At 39.6% G+C, this 25,902-nt stretch carries 25 protein-coding genes and 1 pseudogene; 6 read left to right on the top strand and 20 right to left on the bottom strand.

Going from position 1 to position 25,902, the window contains the following annotated elements; translation table 11 throughout:
* Positions 1-53: 53 nt before the first annotated feature.
* Positions 54-944 (bottom strand): LysR family transcriptional regulator, encoded by an 891-nt coding sequence (locus Q0A08_RS05385; RefSeq protein WP_438465455.1) that lies wholly within the window; start codon positions 942-944, stop codon positions 54-56.
* Between the two features lie 222 nt (positions 945-1,166).
* Between Q0A08_RS05385 and Q0A08_RS05390 the strand changes: the two genes are divergently transcribed.
* Complete coding sequence (locus Q0A08_RS05390) at positions 1,167-1,655, top strand: nucleoside deaminase (RefSeq protein ID WP_438465456.1); 489 nt, start codon at positions 1,167-1,169, stop codon at positions 1,653-1,655.
* A gap of 211 nt (positions 1,656-1,866) precedes the next feature.
* Positions 1,867-3,045: an alpha/beta hydrolase gene (locus Q0A08_RS05395; RefSeq protein WP_438465457.1), complete on the top strand. Its 1,179-nt coding sequence runs from the start codon at positions 1,867-1,869 to the stop codon at positions 3,043-3,045.
* A 61-nt stretch (positions 3,046-3,106) separates the two neighbouring features.
* Here Q0A08_RS05395 and Q0A08_RS05400 read toward each other — a convergent pair whose 3' ends face one another.
* From Q0A08_RS05400 to Q0A08_RS05410, 3 genes are all read right to left on the bottom strand, one after another.
* A complete protein-coding gene (locus Q0A08_RS05400; protein WP_438465458.1) occupies positions 3,107-3,496 on the bottom strand; it encodes a VOC family protein in 390 nt (129 codons plus the stop codon).
* 62 nt (positions 3,497-3,558) lie between these two features.
* A complete protein-coding gene (locus Q0A08_RS05405; RefSeq protein ID WP_438465459.1) occupies positions 3,559-3,954 on the bottom strand; it encodes a helix-turn-helix transcriptional regulator in 396 nt (131 codons plus the stop codon).
* Between the two features lie 44 nt (positions 3,955-3,998).
* Positions 3,999-4,412 (bottom strand): GFA family protein, encoded by a 414-nt coding sequence (locus tag Q0A08_RS05410; protein ID WP_438465460.1) that lies wholly within the window; start codon positions 4,410-4,412, stop codon positions 3,999-4,001.
* Between the two features lie 301 nt (positions 4,413-4,713).
* Here Q0A08_RS05410 and rarD point away from each other — a divergent pair, with 301 nt between their 5' ends.
* On the top strand, positions 4,714-5,619 hold the full coding sequence (gene rarD / locus Q0A08_RS05415; RefSeq protein ID WP_438465461.1) for an EamA family transporter RarD: 906 nt from the start codon (positions 4,714-4,716) through the stop codon (positions 5,617-5,619).
* A 225-nt stretch (positions 5,620-5,844) separates the two neighbouring features.
* Here the strand turns inward: rarD and Q0A08_RS05420 are convergent, their stop codons facing one another.
* From Q0A08_RS05420 to Q0A08_RS05465, 10 genes and pseudogenes are all read right to left on the bottom strand, one after another.
* Complete coding sequence (locus Q0A08_RS05420; RefSeq protein WP_438465462.1) at positions 5,845-6,345, bottom strand: VOC family protein; 501 nt, start codon at positions 6,343-6,345, stop codon at positions 5,845-5,847.
* An 86-nt stretch (positions 6,346-6,431) separates the two neighbouring features.
* Positions 6,432-7,247, bottom strand: coding sequence for an AraC family transcriptional regulator (locus tag Q0A08_RS05425; protein ID WP_438465463.1), 816 nt, complete (start codon positions 7,245-7,247; stop codon positions 6,432-6,434).
* A gap of 160 nt (positions 7,248-7,407) precedes the next feature.
* Complete coding sequence (locus tag Q0A08_RS05430; protein WP_438465464.1) at positions 7,408-8,004, bottom strand: DUF7000 family protein; 597 nt, start codon at positions 8,002-8,004, stop codon at positions 7,408-7,410.
* A 370-nt stretch (positions 8,005-8,374) separates the two neighbouring features.
* Positions 8,375-8,863, bottom strand: a complete 489-nt coding sequence (locus Q0A08_RS05435; protein WP_438465465.1) for a GNAT family N-acetyltransferase — start codon at positions 8,861-8,863, stop codon at positions 8,375-8,377.
* 263 nt (positions 8,864-9,126) lie between these two features.
* Positions 9,127-10,135 (bottom strand): annotated as a pseudogene (locus Q0A08_RS05440) (transposase).
* A gap of 78 nt (positions 10,136-10,213) precedes the next feature.
* Complete coding sequence (locus Q0A08_RS05445; RefSeq protein WP_438465466.1) at positions 10,214-10,552, bottom strand: hypothetical protein; 339 nt, start codon at positions 10,550-10,552, stop codon at positions 10,214-10,216.
* Positions 10,553-10,594: 42 nt separating this feature from the next.
* Entirely contained in the window at positions 10,595-11,038 is a 444-nt protein-coding gene (locus Q0A08_RS05450) for a hypothetical protein (RefSeq protein WP_438465467.1), read from the bottom strand.
* 53 nt (positions 11,039-11,091) lie between these two features.
* Complete coding sequence (locus Q0A08_RS05455) at positions 11,092-11,406, bottom strand: hypothetical protein (RefSeq protein WP_438465468.1); 315 nt, start codon at positions 11,404-11,406, stop codon at positions 11,092-11,094.
* Positions 11,407-11,464: 58 nt separating this feature from the next.
* The gene (locus Q0A08_RS05460) at positions 11,465-12,469 is read right to left on the bottom strand and encodes a DUF3800 domain-containing protein (RefSeq protein ID WP_438465469.1); all 1,005 of its coding nucleotides are present in this window, start codon (positions 12,467-12,469) and stop codon (positions 11,465-11,467) included.
* A 310-nt stretch (positions 12,470-12,779) separates the two neighbouring features.
* Positions 12,780-13,628, bottom strand: coding sequence for a LysR family transcriptional regulator (locus Q0A08_RS05465; protein ID WP_438465470.1), 849 nt, complete (start codon positions 13,626-13,628; stop codon positions 12,780-12,782).
* 123 nt (positions 13,629-13,751) lie between these two features.
* Here Q0A08_RS05465 and Q0A08_RS05470 point away from each other — a divergent pair, with 123 nt between their 5' ends.
* Complete coding sequence (locus Q0A08_RS05470) at positions 13,752-15,515, top strand: SulP family inorganic anion transporter (RefSeq protein WP_438465471.1); 1,764 nt, start codon at positions 13,752-13,754, stop codon at positions 15,513-15,515.
* A 46-nt stretch (positions 15,516-15,561) separates the two neighbouring features.
* On the opposite strand, the gene rluF is transcribed toward Q0A08_RS05470, so the two are convergent.
* The 4 genes from rluF to Q0A08_RS05490 all read right to left on the bottom strand — a co-directional run bounded on the left by rluF (position 15,562) and on the right by Q0A08_RS05490 (position 21,330).
* Entirely contained in the window at positions 15,562-16,677 is a 1,116-nt protein-coding gene (gene rluF / locus Q0A08_RS05475; protein ID WP_438465472.1) for a 23S rRNA pseudouridine(2604) synthase RluF, read from the bottom strand.
* Between the two features lie 158 nt (positions 16,678-16,835).
* Positions 16,836-17,627 (bottom strand): substrate-binding periplasmic protein, encoded by a 792-nt coding sequence (locus tag Q0A08_RS05480; RefSeq protein WP_438465473.1) that lies wholly within the window; start codon positions 17,625-17,627, stop codon positions 16,836-16,838.
* A gap of 279 nt (positions 17,628-17,906) precedes the next feature.
* Entirely contained in the window at positions 17,907-19,607 is a 1,701-nt protein-coding gene (locus Q0A08_RS05485; protein WP_438465474.1) for a sensor domain-containing diguanylate cyclase, read from the bottom strand.
* 115 nt (positions 19,608-19,722) lie between these two features.
* Positions 19,723-21,330, bottom strand: a complete 1,608-nt coding sequence (locus tag Q0A08_RS05490) for a methyl-accepting chemotaxis protein (protein ID WP_438465475.1) — start codon at positions 21,328-21,330, stop codon at positions 19,723-19,725.
* Between the two features lie 346 nt (positions 21,331-21,676).
* Between Q0A08_RS05490 and Q0A08_RS05495 the strand changes: the two genes are divergently transcribed.
* Positions 21,677-23,380 (top strand): diguanylate cyclase domain-containing protein, encoded by a 1,704-nt coding sequence (locus Q0A08_RS05495; RefSeq protein WP_438465476.1) that lies wholly within the window; start codon positions 21,677-21,679, stop codon positions 23,378-23,380.
* Between the two features lie 33 nt (positions 23,381-23,413).
* On the opposite strand, the gene Q0A08_RS05500 is transcribed toward Q0A08_RS05495, so the two are convergent.
* Both Q0A08_RS05500 and Q0A08_RS05505 read right to left on the bottom strand, forming a co-directional pair.
* Positions 23,414-23,782 carry a hypothetical protein gene (locus Q0A08_RS05500; protein ID WP_438465477.1) on the bottom strand — a complete coding sequence of 123 codons (369 nt, stop codon included), beginning with the start codon at positions 23,780-23,782 and terminating at the stop codon, positions 23,414-23,416.
* Positions 23,783-23,946: 164 nt separating this feature from the next.
* Complete coding sequence (locus tag Q0A08_RS05505) at positions 23,947-25,125, bottom strand: acetyl-CoA C-acyltransferase (RefSeq protein ID WP_438465478.1); 1,179 nt, start codon at positions 25,123-25,125, stop codon at positions 23,947-23,949.
* A 272-nt stretch (positions 25,126-25,397) separates the two neighbouring features.
* Here Q0A08_RS05505 and Q0A08_RS05510 point away from each other — a divergent pair, with 272 nt between their 5' ends.
* Positions 25,398-25,856: a MerR family transcriptional regulator gene (locus tag Q0A08_RS05510; protein ID WP_438465479.1), complete on the top strand. Its 459-nt coding sequence runs from the start codon at positions 25,398-25,400 to the stop codon at positions 25,854-25,856.
* The last annotated feature ends 46 nt before the right edge of the window (positions 25,857-25,902 follow it).

Consider the following 25,902-nt stretch of genomic DNA (forward strand, 5'->3'; position numbering starts at 1 on the left):
ATTAGTGCTCAATGGCGTTAATAACACTATGTAAATTTGCCCTCTGTAAAAACTCAATACCCTTGAATGATCTTATCAAGCTGTACCAGTATCGCCCTCATCTGTTGGTTCATTGGCGTATTTGTTGAGAGACACAAACAGAGCTTTTCGCTTAAGCGTTTTTCTTTTAATGGATGAAAGCATAATTCGTTATTCGTAAGCTCTTTTGCCACATCAAACTGAGTCAAAAAAGTCACCCCACGACCTGCTATCACCCACTGCTTTAAAACATTGACCGAGTTACTTGTGGCACATAAAGTATGGGCCTTTTTCTGTCGCATGATTTCGGCGTAAATTCTGGGTTGAAAAGATAATTCATCATCCGCTAAACAAAGCGGCCATTGTAGGCAATCAGCCAAAGGCACAGGGGTATTTGAAACTAGATTTGACTCTGCGAGATTTAAACTTAGTGGATAAATAAGGCCAATTGGGCAATCAACATGGCTAAAAAGGCGAACTTGGCGATTATCTTGTACATTAAAAGCAATAATGACATCTAGCTCACCCGACTCCAATTGCGTTAATAAGGCATGAGTGTTTCCGACTTTAATATCCAATCTATATTGTCCAAGAATGTGATCCAACCCTTGCTCAATTTGTTGAGGTAAGGTTTGGCTTAAACATTCCATAATTCCGAGTTTTAACACCACTAGGTTTTCTTTATTAATGCGCTGCATTTCAAGTCGTAAGTGTTTATCTTGCTTGCGCCAAAACTCAGCTTTATTCAGCAACTCGCGACCAGACTCAGTTACCTCGATACCCCGAGGTAAACGAATGATTAATTTAGAGCCATAGTCTTCCTCTAAAATACGCATTTGTCGGCTTAAAGCAGACGCAGAAATATTCAACTTATTGGCAGCTTTTCGCACAGACCCTTCGTTCGCTATTTCGATAAAAGAAATCAACTCTTTTGAAAATGCTGTAATAATTAACTCCTTATCAAAGCTTAAGCGTGCTAATTTTTAGAACGCATTTTACCAATCATTATAGTTCTTAATAAGCTTTCCATAAAATAGAATATCGCCATCTCTCAGACCATTCCTCCTTAAAAAACGAGACTCCAAGAAGAGAAAGAAAAGAATGGCTAAATAGAAGCTAAACAGACACACATTGAAAAAGGTAAAAATATGAGTCAAGCAGAGCAAGATAACCATTGGCTTAAGCAAACGCTAAACCTATCTCAAGCTGCGGTCGATGCAGGCAACCACCCTTTTGGTGCCTTATTGGTAATAGATGATAAACAAGTATTAAGAGCTGAGAACACAGTTAATACCTGTCACGATGCGACTCGCCATGCTGAGATGAACCTTGTTAGTCAAGCGTGTCAAAACTTAAGCGAGAGCCAGCGTAAAGAGGCTGTACTCTATACTTCAACAGAGCCCTGTGCCATGTGTGCTGGTGCCATTTATTGGTCTGGCATCAAGCAAGTTGTCTATGCTTGTAGCGGAAGTGAATTAAACAACATCGCTGGTAAAAGCTTAATTTGCCATAGCGAAGACGTGTTTTCAGGCGCGGTAAATCCACCAAGTGTCAGGTCTACTCAATCGCAATTACTCATTAAGCAAGCTTGTGAACAACATAAAAAATATTGGATTGAAGATTGGTCATGTTTTTAGGTTAAACACGCCAAAGACTAAGCGCTGAAAGGCTAACGACTTAAAGGCACGTTACAAAGGTATCAAGACTGTTACACATTTGCTTAATAGTTACACCAAATGCAGGCTTGTCAGGCTTGTCAGGCTTGATCGCCTACCCGTTAATTGAGGATAATGAATTCATCTTAAAACCTGGTTTCTTAAGTTAAAACCTTAAATTGAAGTACACATTATGAGTAGAACAAACACTTTAACCTTCGGTGCTATCGCACTTGCCTCAACCGCTTTAATTGCCTGTTCTACTCAGTCTCAAGACCCCGCATTTCAAGCGGCTAAAACGCTACCTAAGTATGATCAAACAAGTTTTTCTGACTATGTAGCAGATACTAAGCAATGGTTAGAAACGAACCGGGTGTTTATGACTCAAGATAAAGAGTCTGAATTACTCGACGTTTTACCAAGAGAATATGAGCCGCAGAACCCTAATGGCCAAGGTGTATTACTAGTGCACGGTCTAGGAGACACACCCTACTCTTTTATTAACGTTGCTGAGCATTTAGCAGATAAAGGCTACCTCGTACGTACTGTTTTGCTCTCTGGCCATGCCAGTAAAGTTGGGGACTTACAACTTCCTTCGTTGGAAGATTGGCAAGGTATTGTTGATCATCACGCAAAACTACTAAAAACTGATGTTGATTCAATCTGGGTTGGCGGCTATTCCACGGGGGCAAACCTAGTCACTGATCTCGCCATCCAAGATGAGTCAATCAATGGGGCGCTGCTTTTCTCCCCTGCATTTCAACCTAACTCGTCTTCGGTAAAATATGCAGGGCTTGCTAGCTACTTTGTTACCTGGGCCGATCAAGATCCAGAAGATAACCCTCTTAGGTATAATTCACTGCCTATGAGTGCAGCCGCTGTTTATTACGAAACCTCTGTCGAAGTGAGAGATCAGCTAGAAGACACTCAATATGATAAGCCTGTTTTCATGCTAATGAGCGAAGGCGATAAAGTCATAGATACTCAATTTGCTATCGATGTTTTCACGCAACAATTTAGTCACCCCAATAGCCACTTAATCTGGCAGGGAGAACAAGCAGTCACAGAACCAAGGGCTACAACCTTATCTATGAGACTGCCTGAGCAACGTATATCAAACGGCTCGCACATGGGCTTACTTTTTGCCCCTAACAACCCAAATTATGGCGTTCAAGGACAAAGCCGTATTTGCAGTAATGGTCAAACAGAAGAGCAAGAAGTTGTTTGTATGAACGGGGGTGATGTGTGGTTTTCAGCATGGGGGCACAGAGAAGAAAATAAAAACCACGCCCGCCTGACTTATAACCCTTACTTCACCGAATCCATGACCTTGTTGGATCAAGTGATGGAAAGTGAAAGCACAGAAAAGTAAGGGTCTAAATAGTAAGAATGTAAAGTGGAAGTCTAGATAAGTTTTTGGAGTTAGGCTTTCTCTATAATTCCTGCATCAGCTGAATAAAGTTGCCGCAGGTATCATCAAGTACAGCAATTTTAACCGTTCCGGCTTCGGTTGGAGGCATTGAAAACTTAACACCCAAGTTGGAAAGCCTTTCGCACTCTTTATCAATATCATCAACCGCAAAGGAAGTGCATGGAATGCCTGCTTCTTTAAGTGATGCCTGATATACCTTAGCAGGCTCAAAAGCCATTGGCTCTAACAAAAGTTCTACACCAGATTGTTCTTCAGGCGATACAAGTGTAAGCCACTTATGCTCACCTAAAGGCACTTCTTTTTTCTTGATAAAGCCTAAAACCTCTGTGTAAAAAGCGAGTGCTTTATCTTGATCATCCACTGGAACACTTGTGACATATATTTTGATCATAGCTTGAATACCCTATTTAAATTAAGACGCTATTAATCATAGCTAGCATTTGAATTCAGTACTTATTCTAGATTGCTATTATGGAGACCTTGATAATCTCTTGGTGAATAGCTTGTGCATTTTTTAAATACCGAGGAGAAAGTTGTCGCACTTTCATAGCCAACCTCAAAACAAACTTGTGTAATAGATAGACCTTGCTTGATAAGAACTTTCACTTTAGAGGTTCTTAGGTCTCTTAAGTAAGCCCTCGGAGTTAGGCCATACATAGACTTAAAAATTCTGACATAATGAAATCGAGACATAAACGCAGCTTTAGCGAGATCATCCAGCTCTACCTTGCCCGAGTAGAAGTTTTCCATAAAATCTTTTGATTTTCTTACCTGAGCATATTGCTCTGGACGAAATAAAATCTCCCCATAAATTCGCTCTAACTCATGCTCGAAAAATGTTTTTGGCATTCTAACAATGTACCTAAAAATATGAAGTAGATATTTATATTGATTTAGTTTGGTTTTCTATCAGCGGGATGATTAACCCCGTCATAGGTTGGGATATCATCAATTTTTAATGGATTTATACCTTCCAGACAGGCGACATTGAAGCCATATTGAGTTGGGTTTGATCGGCGCTGATGGTGAGTATAAATACCACAGTTGGCACAAAAAAAGTGCTTAGCCGTCTTAGTATTAAATTGATATAAGGTTAAATGCTCTTGCCCTTTAATGATGTGAATACCAGATAAAGGAATTGATGCCGCAATAGCCCCTCGCTTTCGACACAAAGAACAATCACAACGCCTTATATCAAGAAGGCCGTCGGGCAAATCAAGTTCAAACTCGACAGAACCACAATGACACGAGCCTTTATGCTTCTCTTGAACTACAACTCCATCAACACTTTTTAAACTGATTGTCATGCTTAACTCCTTGTATGGGTATGCAGATTAAATACTAGCTGTAGGAGAGAATCTGATAAACACTTCAATCCAAATGGCATTTCCATTTTCTATATTAGTCTCAAACCACTATTCAATTCTGCTACTTAATTTAATAGCAACAACCTCACTGGTTCACAGACACTCTGGCTGAACAAAATACACCTTAGTTTTTATCGTGTTATTCACGATCTTTACCTAGCATGCGCTAATGTCATGATATCATCCACGCTCGAACACTCATTATCTAATCAGTTTAATTTGATAACTTATGACCTTCTCCATGCTTAAGAATAAAACCGTACATTTTTCTGCACGCAAGAAAGGCGTATTGGCATCGATAATCGCGTCTTGTTTATTCGCCATGCTGCCCCTGTATGTACAGTTTCAACCTAGCCTAACAGGTACAGCTTCTGAAGCGGGCCATTGGTTAACAGGCCAAAGAGTTTTGTGGAGCTCTGTGATTATGTTATTGGGATTAGCCCTGGTTGGGCGAATCTCTAAATTATGGGAACAATTAAAACAGTGGCGGTTATGGCCGAACTTTTTCCTTTCTGCCTGTTTGATTGCACCACAATTTTGGATTTTTGTCTGGGCGCCATTACAAGGTGAAATACTTTCTGTGGCGTTAGGCTATTTTGCACTCCCTCTGACCTTGGTTGCCGTTGGCTATTTTGTGTATGGCGAGCAATTAACCCGAGCACAATGGCTAGCGTGCATGATTGCGGCTTGTGGTGTAATTTATGCCTATGTCATTGCTGACGGGATCTCGTGGATTGTCTTAGTCATTGCTTTAGGCTATCCGCTGTACTTTATGAATCGCCGACGTTTCTCAATCGCTAGCGACATAGTATTTACCTTAGACAACCTCTTTATATTGCCAATCGCACTGCTTGCCATGGTCTATTTACACCCTTTTAATGAATGGCCACACATTGAGCTTTGGTCTTGGGCCTATTTCCTAGGGTTAGGGCTAATAGGCACTTTACCTATGCTTTTATTTTTATTCGCCTCACAAAAACTCCCGCTCAGCCTGTTCGGATTACTGACTTATATAGAACCCACATTGGTTTTTTGTCTTGGTCTAATACTAGGTGAGCGTATCGAGCTAATCCAATGGCCAATCTACGGGGCGATTATGCTCGCCTTGTTATTAATTGCTATCGATAGAGATAAACGAAATCGTTAATTAACTTGATGAGGGAGCGGCTAGATGAGTGTTATGGGTGATGATTCGCAAACTGTTATAGATTGCTACATAGTAAGAAATGAAAAAGAGAAATAAAAGACAGCCATATTGAAGTATTTAACATTTAAATGGCTGTCCTATAAGAGCTACTATGAAAATTAACAAACCTAACCCTGTCTGGTGTAACCAACAGGTCTTTTCATTAGTTATTCGCTTTTTCTACACTTAATTTGGTGAGTGTAAGCCCATTTTATTACCCTCTGAATCAAGGAAAATGGCGAAATACCCCATATCATCCGCATGGGATGTTTTGGGAATGAGAATTTTACCGCTATTCTTTTCAACTCTATCAAGAATGATTTGAAGGTTTTCCCCTCCATTGAGATATATTGTCACACCATCTGCCGAAGGTCGTAAACCTTCTTCCTTCAAGATGACGCCAGTAACCGCTTGCTCTTCATAGGGGAGTATGCCCATTTCCATTCCTGGCATTTCCACTTTCTCAATATTCATATCTAAAATGGCTTGATAGAATTCAATTGCTCGTGAAATATCTGTTGCTGGAATTTCGAAAATTGAAATATAAGTATTCATATCTGCTTCACTTTTATTAATGTTTGTTCCGCTCTTTTGCCTTTCCATTTCAGCATTATCTGCACTAAAAGCAAAATAGCTAAATATACACATTGCTAAGGTCAGGCTAAGTCTAGTGATTACATTTCTCATAGAGCCTCACATGGGCTAATTAAAATGTATAAACAAAACTAAACTTATGGCGGGAAACAGAATTGTAAAAATGCGACAGATTTAAATTACTTATAAAAAGCGGAAGAGAGAGCCATGTTTTCATTCCCTAAAAAGTCTTTTGGCGCGACACCTGTGAAGGCCTTAAAGTCTTTGATGAAATGCGCTTGGTCGTAGTAGTCATGTTGATATGCAATATGAGTAAGACTCTCCCCTTCTTCGTTAAGCAGCATCTTTAAAGTACTTTGTAAGCGAATCAATTTGCCTAATTGCTTCGGGCTAGCACCAATTTGCTTTACGAACATTCTCTCAAGCTGTCTTCTTTTAGATAAATCTTCTTTAAGGATCTCACTAATAGAAGTACACCCCTTGGTTGCTAAAAGCGTTTCTACCGTTGTTTTAACGATACTGTTAACCCTCACCTGATCACTGAGCTTCTTCAGAAAAAATGATTCAATTATCTCGATCCGTTGCTTTGTACCAGTGGCTTGAATGATGTCTTGTTCAAGTTGATCTGCGATACCTTCTTCAAATAAGGTATTTATTGGCGTCTCTTTATTTGCCAATGTCCTGATAGGCGCAGTCACAAAGTTAGCAAAACCATAAGGGTAAAAACGAATGGCAAAGGTATTAACGTAACCTGTAGGTTCTACATAAAAAGGATCAATCGTTTGGCCCAACACCATAGCGCGAGGCTGAATAATGAAATCATCTTCCGATGTATAGCGCTTTATATCATCACCAAGTATAAACGCCATTTCAATTGTGCCATCAGGAATGATTCGCTGTCGTTGCGTCTCTTCCGTTTTAGGAACTTCCAAAGTCCAATAACAACTGATTAGCGATGCTAAATCCGGGTGGGGCTGAAAAGTCTGATAATCCATAGTTTGGTTGTTGTTCCTAAGAGATACATTTTTGGTTTAACTTTGAAACTAATATATAAGGTTTTTATACTGATTACATTACCTAGTCATTCAAGTTAGGTCTACTATTACCTAACTTAGAGAATTTAGATTGGATGCCCGAATAAGAACAGTATGATCATTACTCATATGCCTCTAGCACCTCAAAAATCTCATTTGGGAACCTAGTAAATGTACTGTGAATAGATTCTGAAAGCTGCTCGATATCGTCAAAATCCGGACTGGCGATCATCACAGTTTCAAAGATTGACCATTCAGGCATTGAGTCTTCGTTTACCCATTTCTCACCCTTCAGCATTTCCCAAAAATTAACTTGTACATCCTTTGTTTGCCCAAGTAGCCAAAGCTCAAAACATACCTCTTGATGATTAAAAACAATAGCCAGCTTGAGTCTGTGCTTTTTAAGGTAATCGTTTTGCAGATAAAAATACGTAAAGTCGATGTATCCATGTAGTACATTTGCAACTGAGTACTTACCTTTATAGGCTTTTTTGAACTCAGTTCTTAGATCTTGAACTACCCCAACAAAGCTTTGATACGTTTTCTGAATTTCTCCACTAGCGAATACCTTTTTATAAGCAGGAATGCGAGCATTTAAACTTTTACTTGGCACTACAGCTTCCTCCGTTGCTATCTGTCGCATAACGCCACTGTAATAGGCATTTTTTGTGTACTGGATTTTACGGAAAAGTAGCGAAGCCACCGCAAAACGAAGCAAATCAAAAATGTCCTATTGACGGTATTATTAAGCATTTGTCTGCCTCAAAAATGAGTTTACAGCTGATTTACTCGACTCCATATATTCATGAACATTTCTTTAAAAATATACAATTGGATCAATTTCATCATAGTCAAGATAGTGATCCAATTGGCAGCCAAACTGTATTTCAGGGATATCGTGATCTTCTCCCATTGCGTTTCTCGCTACCTAAGTCACGAATTGTTTGACACCACCGTGGTTCGGTATTAGAGCGTCAAGCTCATGGAAGCACTCAACTAAAAAATCATTTTTACTTAGTAAATACTCATAACTTCCTTGAGAACCCAACGCAACAACACTACTTTTGACATCCGTGTGCTTGCGCTTATTATGCCTGAACATTTAGCGACATTAGATTGGCATTTGTGCCGTAGCTTGAACAAATAGTTGCATTGTGAACCTCTCGAAAGCCTAACTTGAACCAATACCCCCCTGACCCTTGAACAGCGACAAGAAGTACACGATTGAATTTCCTCAATTTAGCTAGTTCTATAAGCTTACTTGACAGTTGCTTACCTACACCTAACTCCCTTGCATTACTACTTACCGCCAAATCGTGAAGGTATAAAGTATCACCAGCAGACTTGCGAGGAAGCTCCTCAAATAATTTAGGTGGCTCATCGGAATTCCAAGGGTGAGCGAGCAAGTACCCTAAAACCTCATTGCTGCTGGACAGAAACACAAAGCAGGTCTCAGGCGATGCTTCCCATTTGCTTTTAAGTACACCGACTTCCTCTGGTGGAACTCCTGTATATGCTTCCTCTTGCACCTTAAGGATTCCTTGCCATGACCTTTCTGTTATTTCAACTATAGACATTACTTGATTCCAACGTATTTAATTGAGACCGTTTTTAATTAAGACAGCCACTTTAAAAGAAATTAAACACAACATCATCTGAACGTCACTCACTTCATACATTTTAGAGTCATATGATTGCTAAACGGTAAGCTTTCTGAAAATAAATAGCTCACTTTAAGGTGTTCTATGAAGATTCTCATATTTGAGATAACAGAAGTCCTCGCGATAACGATATGATAGGTTTTATAGAGTCGAACGCCTGAGAATGAATAGACTAAATCTTAAGAAAGAAGCCGCCTACAAGCACCTAATCCAGACCGCCGTTGCAACTGCGTATGTTCACAATACTCAGCTAAGTAAGCTTCGGAACCAACTGCTGCTTTAAAGTGTTTCTCAAAGCCGGTTGTTACTTCTATCCATTGCTCTGAGGTAAGGTTAATTCGCTGGAGTATAGGAGCAAGCGAGATATCTAGTGCGCCTTTTTTATCTGACCTAATCACCCTACCCGTTAGATCAATCAATTCTAGATAATCAATGAGTTTGAAGGGTATCCCTTCTGGCTGATCTTCCCTTTCATAGCCAATAAAGGGAAATAAGTTTTTAGGCTGAGTTTGATTTGCTTTTGCCACTTCTATTCATGTATTGATGCTGGTGTGTTTGGACGACTCTGGTGTTGATTCCATTTGGGCACGAATAGGATTCAAGTCGACGTAAGCCATGCATGAAACCAAAGCAGCCTCGTCTAGCAAAGCCTGAGACTTAAACCGCCCTTCCCAGAACCGCCCTGTACATTTATCTTCATTATTTGCCATTCTAGCGATGGGTTCATTTAGCTCTCGCATAAACCAGCTGATGTCACAAAGACGCTCACGGTACTTCTCACAACTTTCATACACTGTGGCTAACTCAAACTCAGCCATTGTTTTGTTTTCTAAATACTTTTCTGTGAACTGGGTACCTTTATGCAGATTATGCCAACGCTCTAACACTTCTATAATAGACCAATTATTGGCTTTTTCAGTATTAACATGAAGGACTAAGTGAGTGTGCTTTCCTAAAAAATAGCATCACGGCATAGGCGCATTCATCTATCGCAAAGATAGCAGCTAGAGACAATATCTTATCTTCAATCCAGCCTCGTCTGTGTTCGCAACTTTGGCCTGTGAGCTTATCGCTACCACAAAGAAAGGCGCGTCAGACACAACGGGAGACGCAATGATAATAAGAAGTATCTTGAAGACTTATTAGGGACTTACAGTTAACTAAAAGAAAGCATATTAGATTCCTCATCCTTGAGTGAATCCAATAAAGCTAGATCATGACTAAATGAAGATCTAATTGGAGTGGGTGTATTTTTTAAATTACTTTTCAAAAATTGGAGTAGGTGTCTTTATTAAATTCGGGAGCGTCCATATATGTCTCAATAGAACTTTTTGATTTCTTTAGTTTGTTACTAGCTTTTTTACATTTAACCTTTATCAACGTTAGTAAACTTTCCCACTCACCAACGGTATAGTTTGATACTTTTAAATCACCTAAGGCCTTCGGGTGACACCAATCACTCAATGCCTCTAGTGAAATTATTTTTAAAGACAAGCTACCATCTATATAAGTGTTGTTTAACTTTGTTAATTCATCATACGCAATTGGTTGATTTGAAACTTTTAATTCTTCTAATAGTTTCTCAATGAGCTTTTCCAATGACATATTTTGTAATTCTCCTTGAGGCCGTCCGACTACCTTAACCTGTTAGGCTACACTTTCAATTGCCTGCCCAAAGATAGCAACAGTATCTTTCTTCCCATAAGCCGATAAGGTTTGATTGACGATTACCCAGCTATCATCAAGTTTATGTGCAATATGATATTGATAGAGGTTATAAATAGAGTAATAAGCCATTTCCATATCATCAGTAAATGCTAAATCATTATCTTGTAGTGCTGCGGCTGGCTCTTGATAGCGCTCCGCAACATTTAAGGTATCTATGCCGTTTTTAACAGCCTCAATTGCATCTTTAGGTAGAGAGTAATCAATAGTCTGAATTGTGCCTGCTACAGATTCTTGATATTCACAAATTCCATTTTCACTCACGTAATCTAACCACAACCTGTATACCTTTATGCACAGTTCAACTTGGACAAGCTTTTGATCATCAAGAGTTAAATCAAAGTATTTTTTCGCTACTGGGTGCATAAAAATCCTAACGCCTAGCTAAGAATTTAAATCGAGACAGCCATTTTAAAATATTAACAAATTTCAATACTTGTAAATTGGAACCAGATATTGTCTTTATCAAAATCAGCAATTTTATTTAACTCATCAAACGGATCTAGTGAAAGATAAGTTTGTTCACCAATATTCACCATTTTCACATGAGAAATATGCTTACTACCAAAGTCATCATATATATTGAACTCAGTTAAACCATCTAACTTATAAGTTTGTCCGAGACCATTTTGATCAATAACTGTGATCATTGCTGAATGTAATAAACCATCCCAAGCATATTTAATTGAGATTTCAGTAATGATTTTGTCTCTGAAATTCGATGGATTAACCATATTTTCCCGTATAGCTAACGATTAACAAATTAGAGTGGGTGTCTGTTTTAAATTGGCATTACTTTAAAAAACGCTGAGAGTTATTTATCATGGTTTTAATGATTGCAGCTAAGTCTTTGTCTATTTTAGATTCACCGTCAAATGCCACCAAAGCAATTGGAGGTTTATTATCTTTCTCTTGCAATAATAGCTTTCCAAAATTTTTAGCCACAAGCGAGTTATTATTAAACTCGAGTCTTAAAAGCCGCCTTAACCCCGATGCAAGTAAATCAGCTACCTGGACTCCTGAACATGATTTAGAATCAATGAACTGAATATCGTCTCTAATTATTTTTTGAATATCAAAGGCTTCTTTTCCTTCAAGTTCAGGAACTTTCTCAGCTAAGTAATCGGGTATAGTCCCTATGTATTTTTTCATTGGTGAATAATCACACCAATCTAATACTGCTGTTGGGTTATCAATTGAATATGCCTGCAATAGGGTAGGTACAAACTTTTGAAACGAATCCTCAAAATCTGTAATTTTTAACAACTCTTTAGCATCGTATCTCCAACGAAAGCTCTTTAATGAATTAGGATATCTCTGTACATAAAATGCAATTCCTCTCTGGATAAATAAAGAAAGAAGGACTGCTTGACAATGAAATTGCACATAAAGCTGTTCAGGTAGCCCGCTTAATTGCTTGTGCAGGATTCTCATAGCTTCTTTTCCGCCATCATATTTCATTTCATTTTGACCACGAAGAATAGACTCAATATGAGCATTCTTGTGTGAATTAATTTTATCAATTGAATTAAAACTAGAATCAGTAGCTACACAAAATAGAGAACCATTTAAATGACCAAGTTCCTTGAGAAAATTTATATAACCATTTTCAGAGATGTTCTTAAGTTTGATTTCCGTATTTTGAGAAAAGCCCTCTTGAAGTTTTAATTGCCGTAATACTGCTGTTAGTTTTCTTTTTTCAAACTCTGGGTGTGTATAGCATGCAACTGTACACCAAGAGTTTTCAGCAGCACCTTTAGATACAAAAGTTCCTGCTTCATCTATGTAGCTAATCAAAGTACCAAACTCCGTGTAATACCAACATCTTAATAATGAACGCTCGACTTACCCACCGCTCTCAAAGCGTCACATCACTCTTTTTTAGATAAGATTTTAATAGGGAAGGCTACTTATTCACTGAACACCTTCCTGGCTAAACGCATATTTGCGTTATCTAGATTCCTAAATTCACTTGTCGGCCATAGCTTTAAAGATCAACTCATAACTAATTGATTCTACGTATTTTTAAAATCAAAACAATGACAATTCATTACCAATACTAAAACTCAAAGACTTACTCTCTATTTTTCACGACTCAACAGTTAACTTATCTCAACACCAAATCGCCCTCGCTTACAAACTCTCCCAACAACCCCTTCAACTCATTATGCATTCGATAAGCCGCATAGGCTTTCATGTGAATAATAGGAGCCTTGTCGACTTTAAATAATAGCCCTGCATCTAGATGCTCTTGTACTAAGGTATCGGGCAAGTAGGCTGCACCGCCGTTAGCGAGTATGAGTTTTAGGGCGATACGGCCGCTGTTGGCGCGTACATTAGCAAGCTGTCTTTGAGGGAAAGCAAGCTCATGATGAGTATTAAAAGGCGCGCCCCACTCGACTCTCACATAGGCAAAACCGAGCGCCTCTTCTAATGTTTGTTTAGGTTGGCTTGTGACTAAACTCATGGGAATGCTGGCGACTTCTTTAACGATAAGGCCTTTAATATTGGGTTGTTCGTAGACAAAGCCGATATCTACCAAACCTTGGTCCAGCTTTTCGACGACTCGAAGCGGTGTACTCTCCTCTAGCCTTAAGATAAGGTCAGGCTGGGTTTGATAAAGTCGATTTACCTTGTCTTGTAAGAAGCTATCCCAAAGCCCGGGTACACCCGCAATCACAAGGCGCTTTTTCTCTGTTTCGCCAAGGGCAGTATCTTCGTAGGCTTGCTCCCAAGCATTGAGAATAAATCGTGCGTGACGCTCCATGCGCTCGCCTGCCGGTGTTAAGCAGACTTCATGGTGTTTACGCTCAAACAAGGCAACACCTAACAGGCTTTCAAGCTGTTTGATTCTAGCGCTTGTGGTCGAAGTGGAAATACAGAGCTTGTCTGACGCTTTAGCAAAGTTACGCGTGTGGGTCACTTCGATAAAGGTGTCTAATAATATGGTGTCCAAAAGTAGATCCTGTTTTTTTAGAGCTTAAGGCCAATATATATCGTTTTATCAAACCTTCAAAAGCTTTTATCATGCTTCCACTTTAAATTTTGCCCTCAATCCCCTTAAAGGCGAACCATTAGCATGCGTCAAAAAAACCAAAAACATCACGCCTTTATTAATCGCTATTTACCTTTTTTGATTTGGGGAAAAAGCCTAAATAAGCAGTCTTTAATGGCTGACTTCATGGCAGGTCTAACAGGTGCAGTTGTTGTACTTCCTCAAGGGATAGCTTACGCCTTAATTGCAGGTTTACCGCCAGAGTATGGCCTTTACACGGCGATTATTACGCCTATTATCGCCGCCCTTTTTGGTTCCTCTTTTCACCTTATTTCTGGCCCTACGGCGGCGATATCTATCGTGGTCTTTAGTGTGGCGAACAATATCGCCAATAATACGGCAATTGAATCCAGTGAGTTTATTGGCATTGTCCTCACTCTCACTCTGCTCACTGGCATCATTCAGTACCTTTTCGGTTTGATGCGTTTGGGCAGTTTAGTGAACTTTATCTCTCACACTGTGATAGTGGGCTTTACGACAGGCGCCGCATTACTGATTGCCACCAGCCAATTTAAATATGTATTAGGGGTTGAGCTTGCATCAGACAATCACTTTTTTGCCTCTTGGTGGCAGCTCATCCAGCGTCTTCCCGAGACCAGTTTTTATACCTTAAGCATTGCCCTCGTCACACTCGTTAGCATCCAACTAATTAAACGCTTTAACCCTAAACTACCTGCTATGTTATTGGGCATGATAGTCGGTAGTTTGTTTACTTGGTTGATTAATGGCAAAGAGCATGGGGTGCCTTTGGTGGGCGAATTACCCAATATGATCCCTCAAATGAGTCTGCCGTCCTTGTCTTTTGATTTGATGACAAGTCTCCTACCAGGGGCTATGGCAGTTGCCATATTGGGTTTGGTCGAAGCTTTGGCCATTGCCCGTGCTATTGGTGTTCGCTCAGGCCAACGCATTGAAGGCGATAAAGAGTTTATGGGCCAAGGTTTATCAAATATTGTCGGTAGCTTCTTTGCTTGTTATGCAGGCTCTGGCTCCTTTACTCGCTCTGGTGTTAATTACGACTCAGGGGCAAAAACCCCCATGGCAGCGATTTTTGCAGCGCTTCTGCTCATACTTATTTTGTTAACCATCCCTCAAATTACTGAATATTTGCCTTTACCTGTGATGGCCGCAGCCATTTTATTGATCGCTTTTAACTTGGTGGATGTCAGTAGTATTCGCCATATTCTCTCTGATAAAGAAGAAAGCGCCATTTTAATGGTGACCTTTATTTCTACCTTAACTATCGCTTTAGAGTTCGCCATTTATTTTGGTGTCATTCTCTCTTTGATTTTGTATTTACGCCGTACCAGTAAACCTAGAATCATAGAGCTTGCGCCTCTTTCGATTGAAGATAATCATAACTTTCGTAATGTTGAGCGCTTTAGCCTTAAGACCTGTCCTCAAATCAAGACCATACGATTAGATGGCTCTATCTACTTTGCTTCTGTCGACCATATACAAGACACAATTAGTGCCTTAAAACCTGATAAAGGGGGTCATACGCATTTTGTTTTAGTCTGTTCTGGGGTGAATTTTATCGATTTCGCTGGCAAGGAGATGTTAGTAAAAGAGATAGAACGTATTGAAAGTTTGGGAGGAAGATTAGTCTTTTGCGATTTTAAAAACACCTTGATGGATGATCTTAACGGGTCTGGGTATTTGGATTTAATGACGAGAGAGAATATCTATTCGGATACGAGCCAAGCTATTACCAGCCTTATGGCAGAGCTTAATCATAAAAGATGCGAGACGTGTACGAATCGCATCTTTTCGGTGTGCCCTAAATAGTATGAAAGCCTTTATTAAAGGAGGACTGAAAGCCTAACGGCACAGATTAGCGGCCTCTATTTTTAGGGGCTTTACCTGCACCGCCTTTACCTTGGCCGCCTGGTTTGCCACCGCTCGGCTTGCGACCTGCGGGTGCTGGACGGCCTTTATTAGCGCCGTTGCCTTTTTGCGAACCACCTTTACCGCCATCCCCAGAACGGGAGCGATTTAAAGGGGCTTTACTTCGGCCACCTTCATTCTTACCTCTGCCACCTTCATTTTTACCTTCTCCTGGACGAGAACGGCCATCACTCTTACCTTTAGATACAGGTTTACCCGATTGAGACTTTTCTTTGCGGCTTTCAGCAGCTTGGGCTTTGCTTTTACTAAAGCTTTTTGAGTTAGATCGGCCTTTACTCTTTGCCTTAGCTGGCGCTTGTTTTTGCTTGCTGGTGTCTTCAGAAGACGAATGCTCAATCATTTTTGAGAGTTCAGTCATTTCTTTTTCAGTTAGATCACGCCAATCGCCAACAGGCAGGCCTTTTAAGCTGATGTTCATAATGCGAACACGCTCTAACTTGGTCACCTGATAACCACAGAATTCACACATACGGCGGATTTGGCGGTTTAAACCTTGTACCAAGAAAATACGGAACACATTCGGTGCTTCTTGTACCACCTTACACTTTTTAGTTTTCGACCCTAACATAGGTACACCACTTGCCATGGTATTGATTGCGTCTTCTGTTAAGGGCTTATCAACAGTCACCACGTATTCTTTCTCGTGATTATTACCGGCGCGTAATATCTTATTTACCAGATCACCATTACTGGTCAAAAAGATAAGCCCTTGTGAGTCTTTATCTAATCGGCCAATGGGAAAAATACGAGACGAATGATTAACAAAGTTCACCATGTTGTCTGGTTCTTCCATCTCGGTTGTCGAGACGATACCAACAGGCTTATTTAACGCGATGAAGACAAGATCTTCTGCTTCTGGCGGCTCAATTTTAGCGCCATTAACACGAACCACATCACCCGGATTGACTTGGTCGCCCACTTCAGCTCGTTTTTTATTGATAAACACATTACCTTGTTCAATAAAACGGTCTGCCTCACGGCGCGAGCACATACCACTTTCACTGATGTATTTATTTAAACGAGTTGAGGTTTTGAAATCCATGTTGGTCCTATCAAAGTGTTGGAGAGTCGATAATTAATATTAGGCTGTCATCATGGTAAGTAACCCATGAATGAGATGCCTAATCTAATGGCGCACACTTTATAAGAATGACGGTAAGGTTGCCAGCCAGTAATCCTGCTTATAGCAAAATATCTTAATTATTCTTGATAGGCAGTATACAAAGCGCTTGAATGCTCTTCTCTAATCAGCTTAATTTCATTCCAGATTTTTTGCGAAAGTGTTGGGTGTTCTGCCACAAAAGATTTAGATAGCATTAAATAATAAGGTTTAGAAACTAATGGCGGGCTGAGTTTTTCGATGGCGTTATAGTTTGTATTCTTGGATTGACTCGATAAAAAGCTGTCGGCAGTAACTGTTTGCAAGGCAACCACTTTCATTCGCTTTGTGCTTAGCATCAGTAAATTACTTTTCGTACTACTAGATTGTTCGACTTTGATCCCCTTCTTCTGCAAGTCTCCCACGATAGAGTAGCCTAATGGCGCACCGACTAATTCTGTTTTGAGATCTTGCCAATCTCCGCTCCAATTAATAGGCGACGACTTTAAGTGATAGAGTGAATACGAAATACTGGTAATTCGACGGTCTGTATCTATCGGGCCTGAGAGTTGAAAATCTTTCGTTGGGTACCAGCCAAAATCTAACCTTTCTGTTTTATAAGAGGCATTAAAAATGCCATCTACACGATTAGATTTTAACGAGTATAAGGCACGTTTCCATGGCATACGGATAAATTTAATCTCGAACTCAGGCATTCTTTTATCGAGAATCTGAAGCATTTCCACCGCAATACCAGGTTGGTTTTCAAGCACCTTGCTACCTTCACCCAGGTAATAAGGCGGCTGCTGTTTATCTTCGAAGGCAAAAGTTAAAGTAAGAGCATGTAGGGATGATGTAAAAAATATAAAAAGGGTAAAACACACAAAGCGCATTGTCAGGCTCCTAGTTTTGCGTAGGTTTAACTTCTGACCTGTAGCACTATCACGTTCTTAAATACGTCCGAATAAAACAACAAAAACAAATAATCAAGCCGAATAATTAAAGGCTACTGATATTCTCTACATTTATCAAGAGACAAGCTCTAAATATGAAAATTAAAGCATATATATTAAAGAAACCAAGTTTAAGTAATGTCCTTCTCCGTAAATTTGGCTACTTTATCTACACATTGAAACGTGTGGGCTGATTCTTAAGCGCCTTGGTTTTCACACCTAAATAGTAAAGGCTGTCACCTGATTTCTTCCCTTCTCTTTGGCGATATAAAGTGCATGGTCAGCCTGTTTAAACAAGGCGACCTTATCAAGTTGTGTCCCTCTTAGTGTTGATACGCCTATACTGACTGTTACTCTTGGTATCACGCTAGAATATAAGTGCTCTATTTCTAAGGCTTCAACATTTGCTCTCACCTTTTCTGCCATCATCAAAGCGCCATCCGCACCTGTTGCAGGCATGATAGCAACAAACTCTTCACCGCCGTATCTGGCAACAAAATCAGTCGTACGCGTAAGAGATTTAGTAATAACTTGAGCAACTTCTTGTAGCACGGTATCGCCAAAATCATGTCCATAGTTGTCGTTATAAAGTTTAAAACAGTCAATATCTATCATGAGGAGAGAGAGCGGCTCCGAAGTACGGCTCGCCATAGAAATTTCTCGAATTAGTGTCCGGCTATATAACCGTCTATTCGCAATTTTGGTAAGAGAATCAAGTTCGCTCAAAATTTTAAGCTTATGGTTGGCTTGTTCTAACTGCTCGGTTCTACTCCTCACTGTTTTTTCCAAGCTTTTCTTATGACGCTTTAATACTTCTCTTTCTTTTTCTCTAAACCAAAGGGGTAAGAATGCCAGCCCTGTTGTCAGTAAAATAATAACCCCAAGCACAAGTATGAAAATCAACCTTGTTACTCGATAAGTTTTTAACGCTTCTTCTTCATCTATTTCTGTTGTTAGCCCTATGCCTAGTTTTTCATTCCATAGCCAAGCACCAAAAACGGGGACACCTCTATAGTCTCGATAGGATTCGTAATAAGGTGCGCGATTACCATCTAACGCCCTTTTCGCCATGAGTGTATAAGGCCTTTCGTTCTTCCCTATTATAGGGTCTTCCCCTTCTACTAAGTTCACTCCTGGGTCGGTAATGCGAATTGCTAACATGGCCATATTTTTCTCACCCAATAAACCTAACAACTTTAAGTTCTGGGTAAAACGGCTTTTGGTAATAAGCAAACCTGATTTATCAAAAGCGTAGGTTTCACCAGTACTACCAATACGACCAAGTTCAGTAATACGGGTAAAATGAACCATAGGGTTAAATCCAAAAATTAAAGCGGCCACCACAAAACCTTTATCATCAAAAATAGGTGCGCCAACAAATACCGTTGGGGCTGTCACCATCGATTTACCACTTTCATGTTTGATTGATGAAACAGGATATTCGATAGGTGAAATAAATACGTCTTCTCCCTTAAATAGCCTTTTAAGACTTACCATTCTTGAATCAAAAATAGTGCTCTTAAGCCCTATGTTAGACTCATATTTACTCGCTCTCGTAATACCTTTAAAGTCGACAATTAAGAAGGTTTGATCAGAATAATGTTGCATTTTTGCTTGCATTAACCTTTGCAGCTCGTGGTTTGCTTTAGCAATATTTTGAGAGCTTGAATCAGAAAGAAGTTGTTTACTTAATTGTGTGACACGGGTGTCATTCGATATATCCACCAAATTCTGTAGATGATTTTCAGCCCACCGTTGTAGCGCCTCTTCAGTAATTTCTAGCACGGTAAAGAGTGACTGATGAATAGTTTGCTTAGCTTGTTTTTCGACATAAACAACCGCCATAAAGATAGCGAAGCTAATCAAAATAATAAAAACGAGGGGCAATATTAAAGAGGAGAATTTTGAATTCTTAATCACATTCACTTCACTCTATAAACTAAAAAAAGAGCCGATTTTTAGACCGACTCTTTATTAGGTTAGTGAAACATAGCGAAAAAGTGAATATAACTCACAAATTAAAGCTTACATTACTTTAATCTAATTTGAATGAACTAACCCTTTCATCTAGATTACGCGCTAAACTTAGCAACTTCTCGCTGGTCTCTTTACTACTATGAGCATCAACTAACGAGCGATCTGCATTATCACGAATATTTTCGACACTGAGATTAATCTCTTCTGCTGTAATGTTTTGCTGCTCGGTTGATTCTGCAATTTGCACATTAAGATTGTTTATCTCTTTCATCTGAGCAGAAATATCTTTCAATGACATCGCAACTTCTTGCACTTGAAGCGCTCTTTGATCTGCTTCTTCACAAGATGCACTCATAGCAACCACAGTATCTCTCGCCTCTTGTTGGAGCTTATCGATAGTGCGCTTTATCTCATCGGTAGAATCATGAGTACGTGTCGCCAAGGTTCTCACTTCATCAGCAACTACGGCAAAACCACGACCCGTTTCACCTGCTCGTGCCGCTTCTATCGCGGCATTTAATGCAAGTAAATTTGTTTGTTCAGCAATACTACTAATTACCTCTAATACATTCCCAACTTCAAGCGTTTGATTTTGCAGCTCTTCCACTTGATTCGCGGCACTACGCACATCATTTGCCAATTGGTTAATACTTAACTCTGTTTGCGCGGCAATGGCCATACTGGCTTCTGCCATTTGATTACTGGCATCAGATTTTTCTGAAGCTTCATGAGATGTATGTTTAACCGCTGAAGAAGAGCTCTCAAATTTACTCACAGCATCTGCCACTGATTCAGTACTTTTCTTTTGTAGCAGAATAGACTTTTCTGTGGTGTCAGATGCGGTATGTATTTGTTCTGCTGATTGAATAAGGATATGTGAAGTTTCTGATACATTGGTGATGTTGTTTTTGAAGCTCGACATCATGATATTGAAGTTGTTCGCCAAACGACCTAACTCGTCATTAGTATTATCACGAATCGACAGACTCAAATCATTATTCTGTGCCACCAAACGCATGGTTTTACCTAACACCTTCAGACGTTTGATAAATAAACGTTTGAAAAGTAAGCCTAGGCCAACAAAAGCTACAAAGAAGATAGAACTCAGCATCACCACACTGAAAATTGAGTTTTGATTAATGGCTTGATCGACTTCATCCAACGAGTAACTAACTTTAACAGCACCTAAGATATCTCCTGTTTTAGCTTGGTGACATCCTAGGCAATTTGTACCTTTATAATTATCACTTGCAACAATGGGGTTGATATAAGTGAGGACACGTTTATTGTCTTTGGTTTCAATAAAGAGACTTTGCTTACCTTTCATTGCAGCAAGCTCTGCAGGTGTACTGGCCTTTTCATTCACATTCCCAGGGCCATAGAGTTTACTAACTTGCTCTCCACGAAAGATTTGTGCCGCTTCAATGTTTTTCTGACTACGCATTTTATCTGTCAAAATTTCACGATTCGACATGGTGCCAGTAATCATCAGGGTATTGATCGAATCAAAATAATTATCCGCCAATAGTTTAATATTTGTCTCAATCGTTTGCTCTGCAAGTTGTTGCTGCTGATTGGAACCATTAATAATACTGGCAATTAAAACAAGAATACCTGTCATCGCGAGAAGCAGATAAATTTTATGTTGAATCGAGAGTGAACGCATTTCATTTTTCTCCAAAAACCGATTCTCAATACTAACTATAAAAATAATTTATTAGTTTGATCTCGATTAATAAAGGCTCACTTATTTTTTGAGAAATAACGAAAAAATACACTTAAACACCGAATATAAATTGATTGTCAGAAGTTAAATTCGTAATCTAGTGTAATTGATATTTCCATCCATCAAGTCTAGCAAGCTGCTTTACCAACTATTATTTATCTTTTGCTAAATTCAAACATCTCTTAAGTTAATGTTGTTTTTTTCAAATTAAAAATTTGCCAAACAATTTCAATAGCTTACTGAGATATAAACTTGATATTATTCACTTTTATGTACATCAATTTTTATGGCAAATTCTGACATTAAGAAAGTAACCAATTACATCAGCATCTTATCCTCTCTATTTATTATTATTTTTGGCTTTACCCTATCGTTCAGTTTTTACTTTTACAGCCAAAACAGTGAAAAAGATCAACTAGAACAGCATTATGAACAGTACATACATGCCCAGAGCTTAAGAATTCAAGCTAAAATTCAGCAATCTAATATGGTGCTGCAATCTTATTTTGGTTTACTCAACAGTCAGGATCATGTCACAAGAGATGAATATCGCCTGTTTTCAGAGGTGATATTACAAGAACACCCAGAAATTTTTGCTGTTCATTGGACGCCCCGTATTAAACATAAAGATAGAAAAGCGGTTGAAGCACAACTTGCAGCACTTGATTTAGCACCACTTGGAATTTTTGATGTCAATCCAGACGCAGATGAATTAGAAAGAGCGCCGAAACGAGAAGAATACTTCCCCGTCATTTATGCTGAGCCATTACAAATAAATCGTAAGGCTGTCGGCCTAGACCCTCTAGCAAGACCGTTCAACACGGTTACTATTCGTGAAGCGGCACGAAATGGCGTTCAAGATACCACACCACCCTTCCCGATCGTGCAAGATCCTAATGGACCGCTTTCTGTGGCGCTGTACCACCCAATCTACAATCAAACCAAAGCGCAAGAAACACCAGAACAACGCTGGAGTGCATTGAAAGGCTATATCATTTTGATGTTAAGGCCAGGGCTTTTATTAAAAGAATACCAAGCAGAATTTAGTAAAAAAGACATTCAAGTCCGCCTAATAGACACAACCAATGAAATACAGCTAAAAATTTATCCAAGAGCTGACAGCCCTGAAGACTTGGCAATTAGCAATTTAGCCGATCCAAAAATCATTCAGCATTCTTGGCAAGTTCCTGGTAGACAATGGACGCTAGAGTTCTACTCAGATACAGATAAAGTTATGGTGCAAGGTTCATTCTTACCTCTAGCACTACTAATAATTATGCTGTTACTTACCTTGGTTTTTGCTTCGTTTATTTTTAATGCATTTAGACAGTCAGAGAAATTAAAGCTAGCTAACCTTGCGCTTTTGGAAAGGCAAAAAGAGCTAGATGATCTTGCCTATTATGATCAATTAACCCATTTACCAAACCGCTCTTTGTTAAATGAGCACCTCAAGCGCATTTTAAGCTTAGAAGAAAGGGATAAGAGTTTTTCTGCCATTTGCGTAATGGACTTGGATGGCTTCAAAGAGATTAATGATGTTTATGGACACGATGCTGGCGACCAAGTATTAAAAGACGTTGCAGCCAGATTGTTAGATAACTTAAGAGACAGTGATGTTGCAGCACGTGTGGGCGGTGATGAGTTTGTATTTATTCTCACCGGGCTTCATTTAATTGAGCCAATAGAAGAGATTATTACGCGTATTATAGATGAGATAAATCAGCCTATTTTATTAGCGTCAAACCAAGTCAATATCTCTGTCAGCGCGAGTATTGGTGTGTCCTTATCTAAAACTCGCGAGAATCAAAACGTAAAAATCAACACTGAAATCGAGTTTGATAATGATCAAACGTCTCAGCAAAATGCAATTACAGAAGATAAAGCGAGTTTAGATTCAGACAAACGTAAAGCTTTATTGAAGGATGCAGACATTGCCATGTACCAAGCTAAAAAACAGGGTAAAGGTAAACACGTGTTGTTTAGTTTATAGCTTGGCCTATCTAACCTATAAATTATGGCTTAGCTAGTTAAATTTACCTAGTAGCCATGACTGAGCATCACTAAGGCTATGAAAATTGACAACTTGGTAACCATTAGTGAATGCAACCGCTTCTACAATCACATTTTCTGAACAGGTATTAGTGGTTACAGATGCCACCTTTGCACTCACGAGCGCATCCTGACTCGCTAGATAAAGGCCAAACTTCTCCTGTTCATCTAAGGTCATTAAATTCTCAAAGTTAGTGAAATCGACAAGCAACTTAACCTGCTCTTCTTCCTGCACCAGCTGGCATACCTGATCAACCGCAGCCACCCTTTGTTGAAAGTCTACCGCATCTTTAAAGATTACTTTAATGATATTACTTTCTTCTCTTGCTAATGAAAATGCCATATAAGTCCCTTTGCAAAGCTGCCTCAACAAGTTTCATCTAAGTCTAATCGCTATCTGATAAAAAGCTCGAACTTTCACAAAAAAAGCCTTATAAAACAATTTATAAGGCTTTTTCAATACGGACTAAATGGTCAACTACTAAACAAGGTTAGTGGCTATCTGAGTTAGATTAGCTCAATCGCAACCGCTGCTGCTTCACCACCCCCAATACACAAAGAAGCAACGCCGCGTTTTTTATTTTCTTGTTGTAACGAGTACATCAAGGTCACCAAAATACGTGAGCCACTCGAACCAACAGGGTGGCCAAGCGCACAGGCACCACCTTTAATATTAACCTTGGCAGGATCAAGTTCTAGCTTTTCCTGAGCAAGCATAGTGACCACTGCAAAGGCTTCGTTAATTTCGTATAAATCCACATCATCTTTGGACCATTGCGCTCTATCTAACACTTTTTGAACTGCTGCAATCGGTGCGATTGTAAATTCTGCAGGCATTTGTGCATGAGTTGAATGTGCCACAATTCGCGCTAGAGGCTTAAGACCTTTTGCTATCGCTTCACTCTCTTTCATTAAGACGATGGCAGACGCGCCATCAGAAATTGAGCTAGAGTTAGCCGCTGTCACTGTGCCCTCTTTGGCAAAAGCAGGCCTTAGCTTACGAATTTTTTCTGGGCGAGCATTACCAGGCTGTTCATCTACTTCAATTAAAGTATCACCATGACGACCTTTTACGGTGACGGGTGTAATCTCATCAGCAAAAGTGCCATTGTTAATCGCTGCATTCGCTTTTTCTAAAGATGCTAATGCAAAGTCATCCATGGCTTCACGGGTAAGTTCGTACTTATCCGCTGTTTTCTGAGCAAAATTACCCATCAAACCACCTTCATAAGCATCTTCAAGGCCGTCAACAAACATATGATCTAGCACCTTGCCATGACCCATACGTAAACCTTCACGTACTTTAGGCAGAATATAAGGTGACTGACTCATGTTTTCCATGCCACCAGCAACCATGATATTAGCACTACCTGCTAAGATTTGATCATGTGCAAACATCACGGCTTTCATTCCTGAACCACACATTTTGTTCACCGTGGTACAGCCTGTTGCTAATGGTAGACCTGCATTTAAAGAGGCCTGTCGTGCAGGCGCTTGACCAAGGCCTGCGGGCAATACACACCCCATTAACACTTCATCAATCTGCTCTGGCTTTAGACCAGAACGCTCTAGTGCAGCTTTGATTGCAATCCCACCTAGTTCAGGCGCTTTAACACTGCTTAACTCTCCCTGTAAGCCACCCATTGGGGTTCTAGCAGCACCAACTAGCACAACATGATCAGTCATCTTTATTCTCCATTAATCGGCCTATAAACCGCTATTAAGTATTAATAATTCTGCTTTCTATTATTAGATAAATAGCATGACTTAACGTTAACGTAAAGCATGTTTCATTTTTTCCTTGTGATATCAGTTATCCGTTTATTTAGATCAAAACTTTCCTTGTCTATCTGCTGATTTTTGCTCGCTTTATAAGTGATCAAAATATTTACTTTACGTTAACGTCAACTTCATTTAGTCTTTAGATATATTAGAGAAATCCATTATGAGCAAACATTATGACCACACAAAAAAAGAGCTTCTCAATTAGCGAACTTGCCGCTGAGTTTGGTGTAACCACCCGCAGCATTCGTTTTTATGAAGATCAAGGTCTCATGAAGCCTGAGCGTAAAGGACAAACTCGCATTTATTACAGCCATGACAAGGTAAGACTAAAACTTATTTTGCGCGGCAAACGTCTTGGTTTTTCCCTGGCAGAATCCCGTGAACTGTTCGATTTATGGGATGAAACCCCAAGCGGTAGTGAAAGACAGTTAAATAAGATGTTAGAAACATTAAGTGCTAAACAGGCTCAACTTGAGCAACAAATGACAGACATACAGATGGCCAAACAAGAATTGGACAATGCTGAAATGCGCTGCCGCTCCGCACTCAAGGAGCTAATGCAAGGTAAAGAAACTGGGCAAGGATCAGCACACAATACCGCTGACATGTTGACGTCTTCAAAAGAGATTTAAACAAATTAGGCCTAAAAACAAGAATCACCCTATAAAGGTAAACTGA

The sequence above is a fragment of the Marinomonas sp. PE14-40 genome (assembly GCF_051623805.1).
In the GTDB taxonomy this organism is placed as follows: domain Bacteria; phylum Pseudomonadota; class Gammaproteobacteria; order Pseudomonadales; family Marinomonadaceae; genus Marinomonas.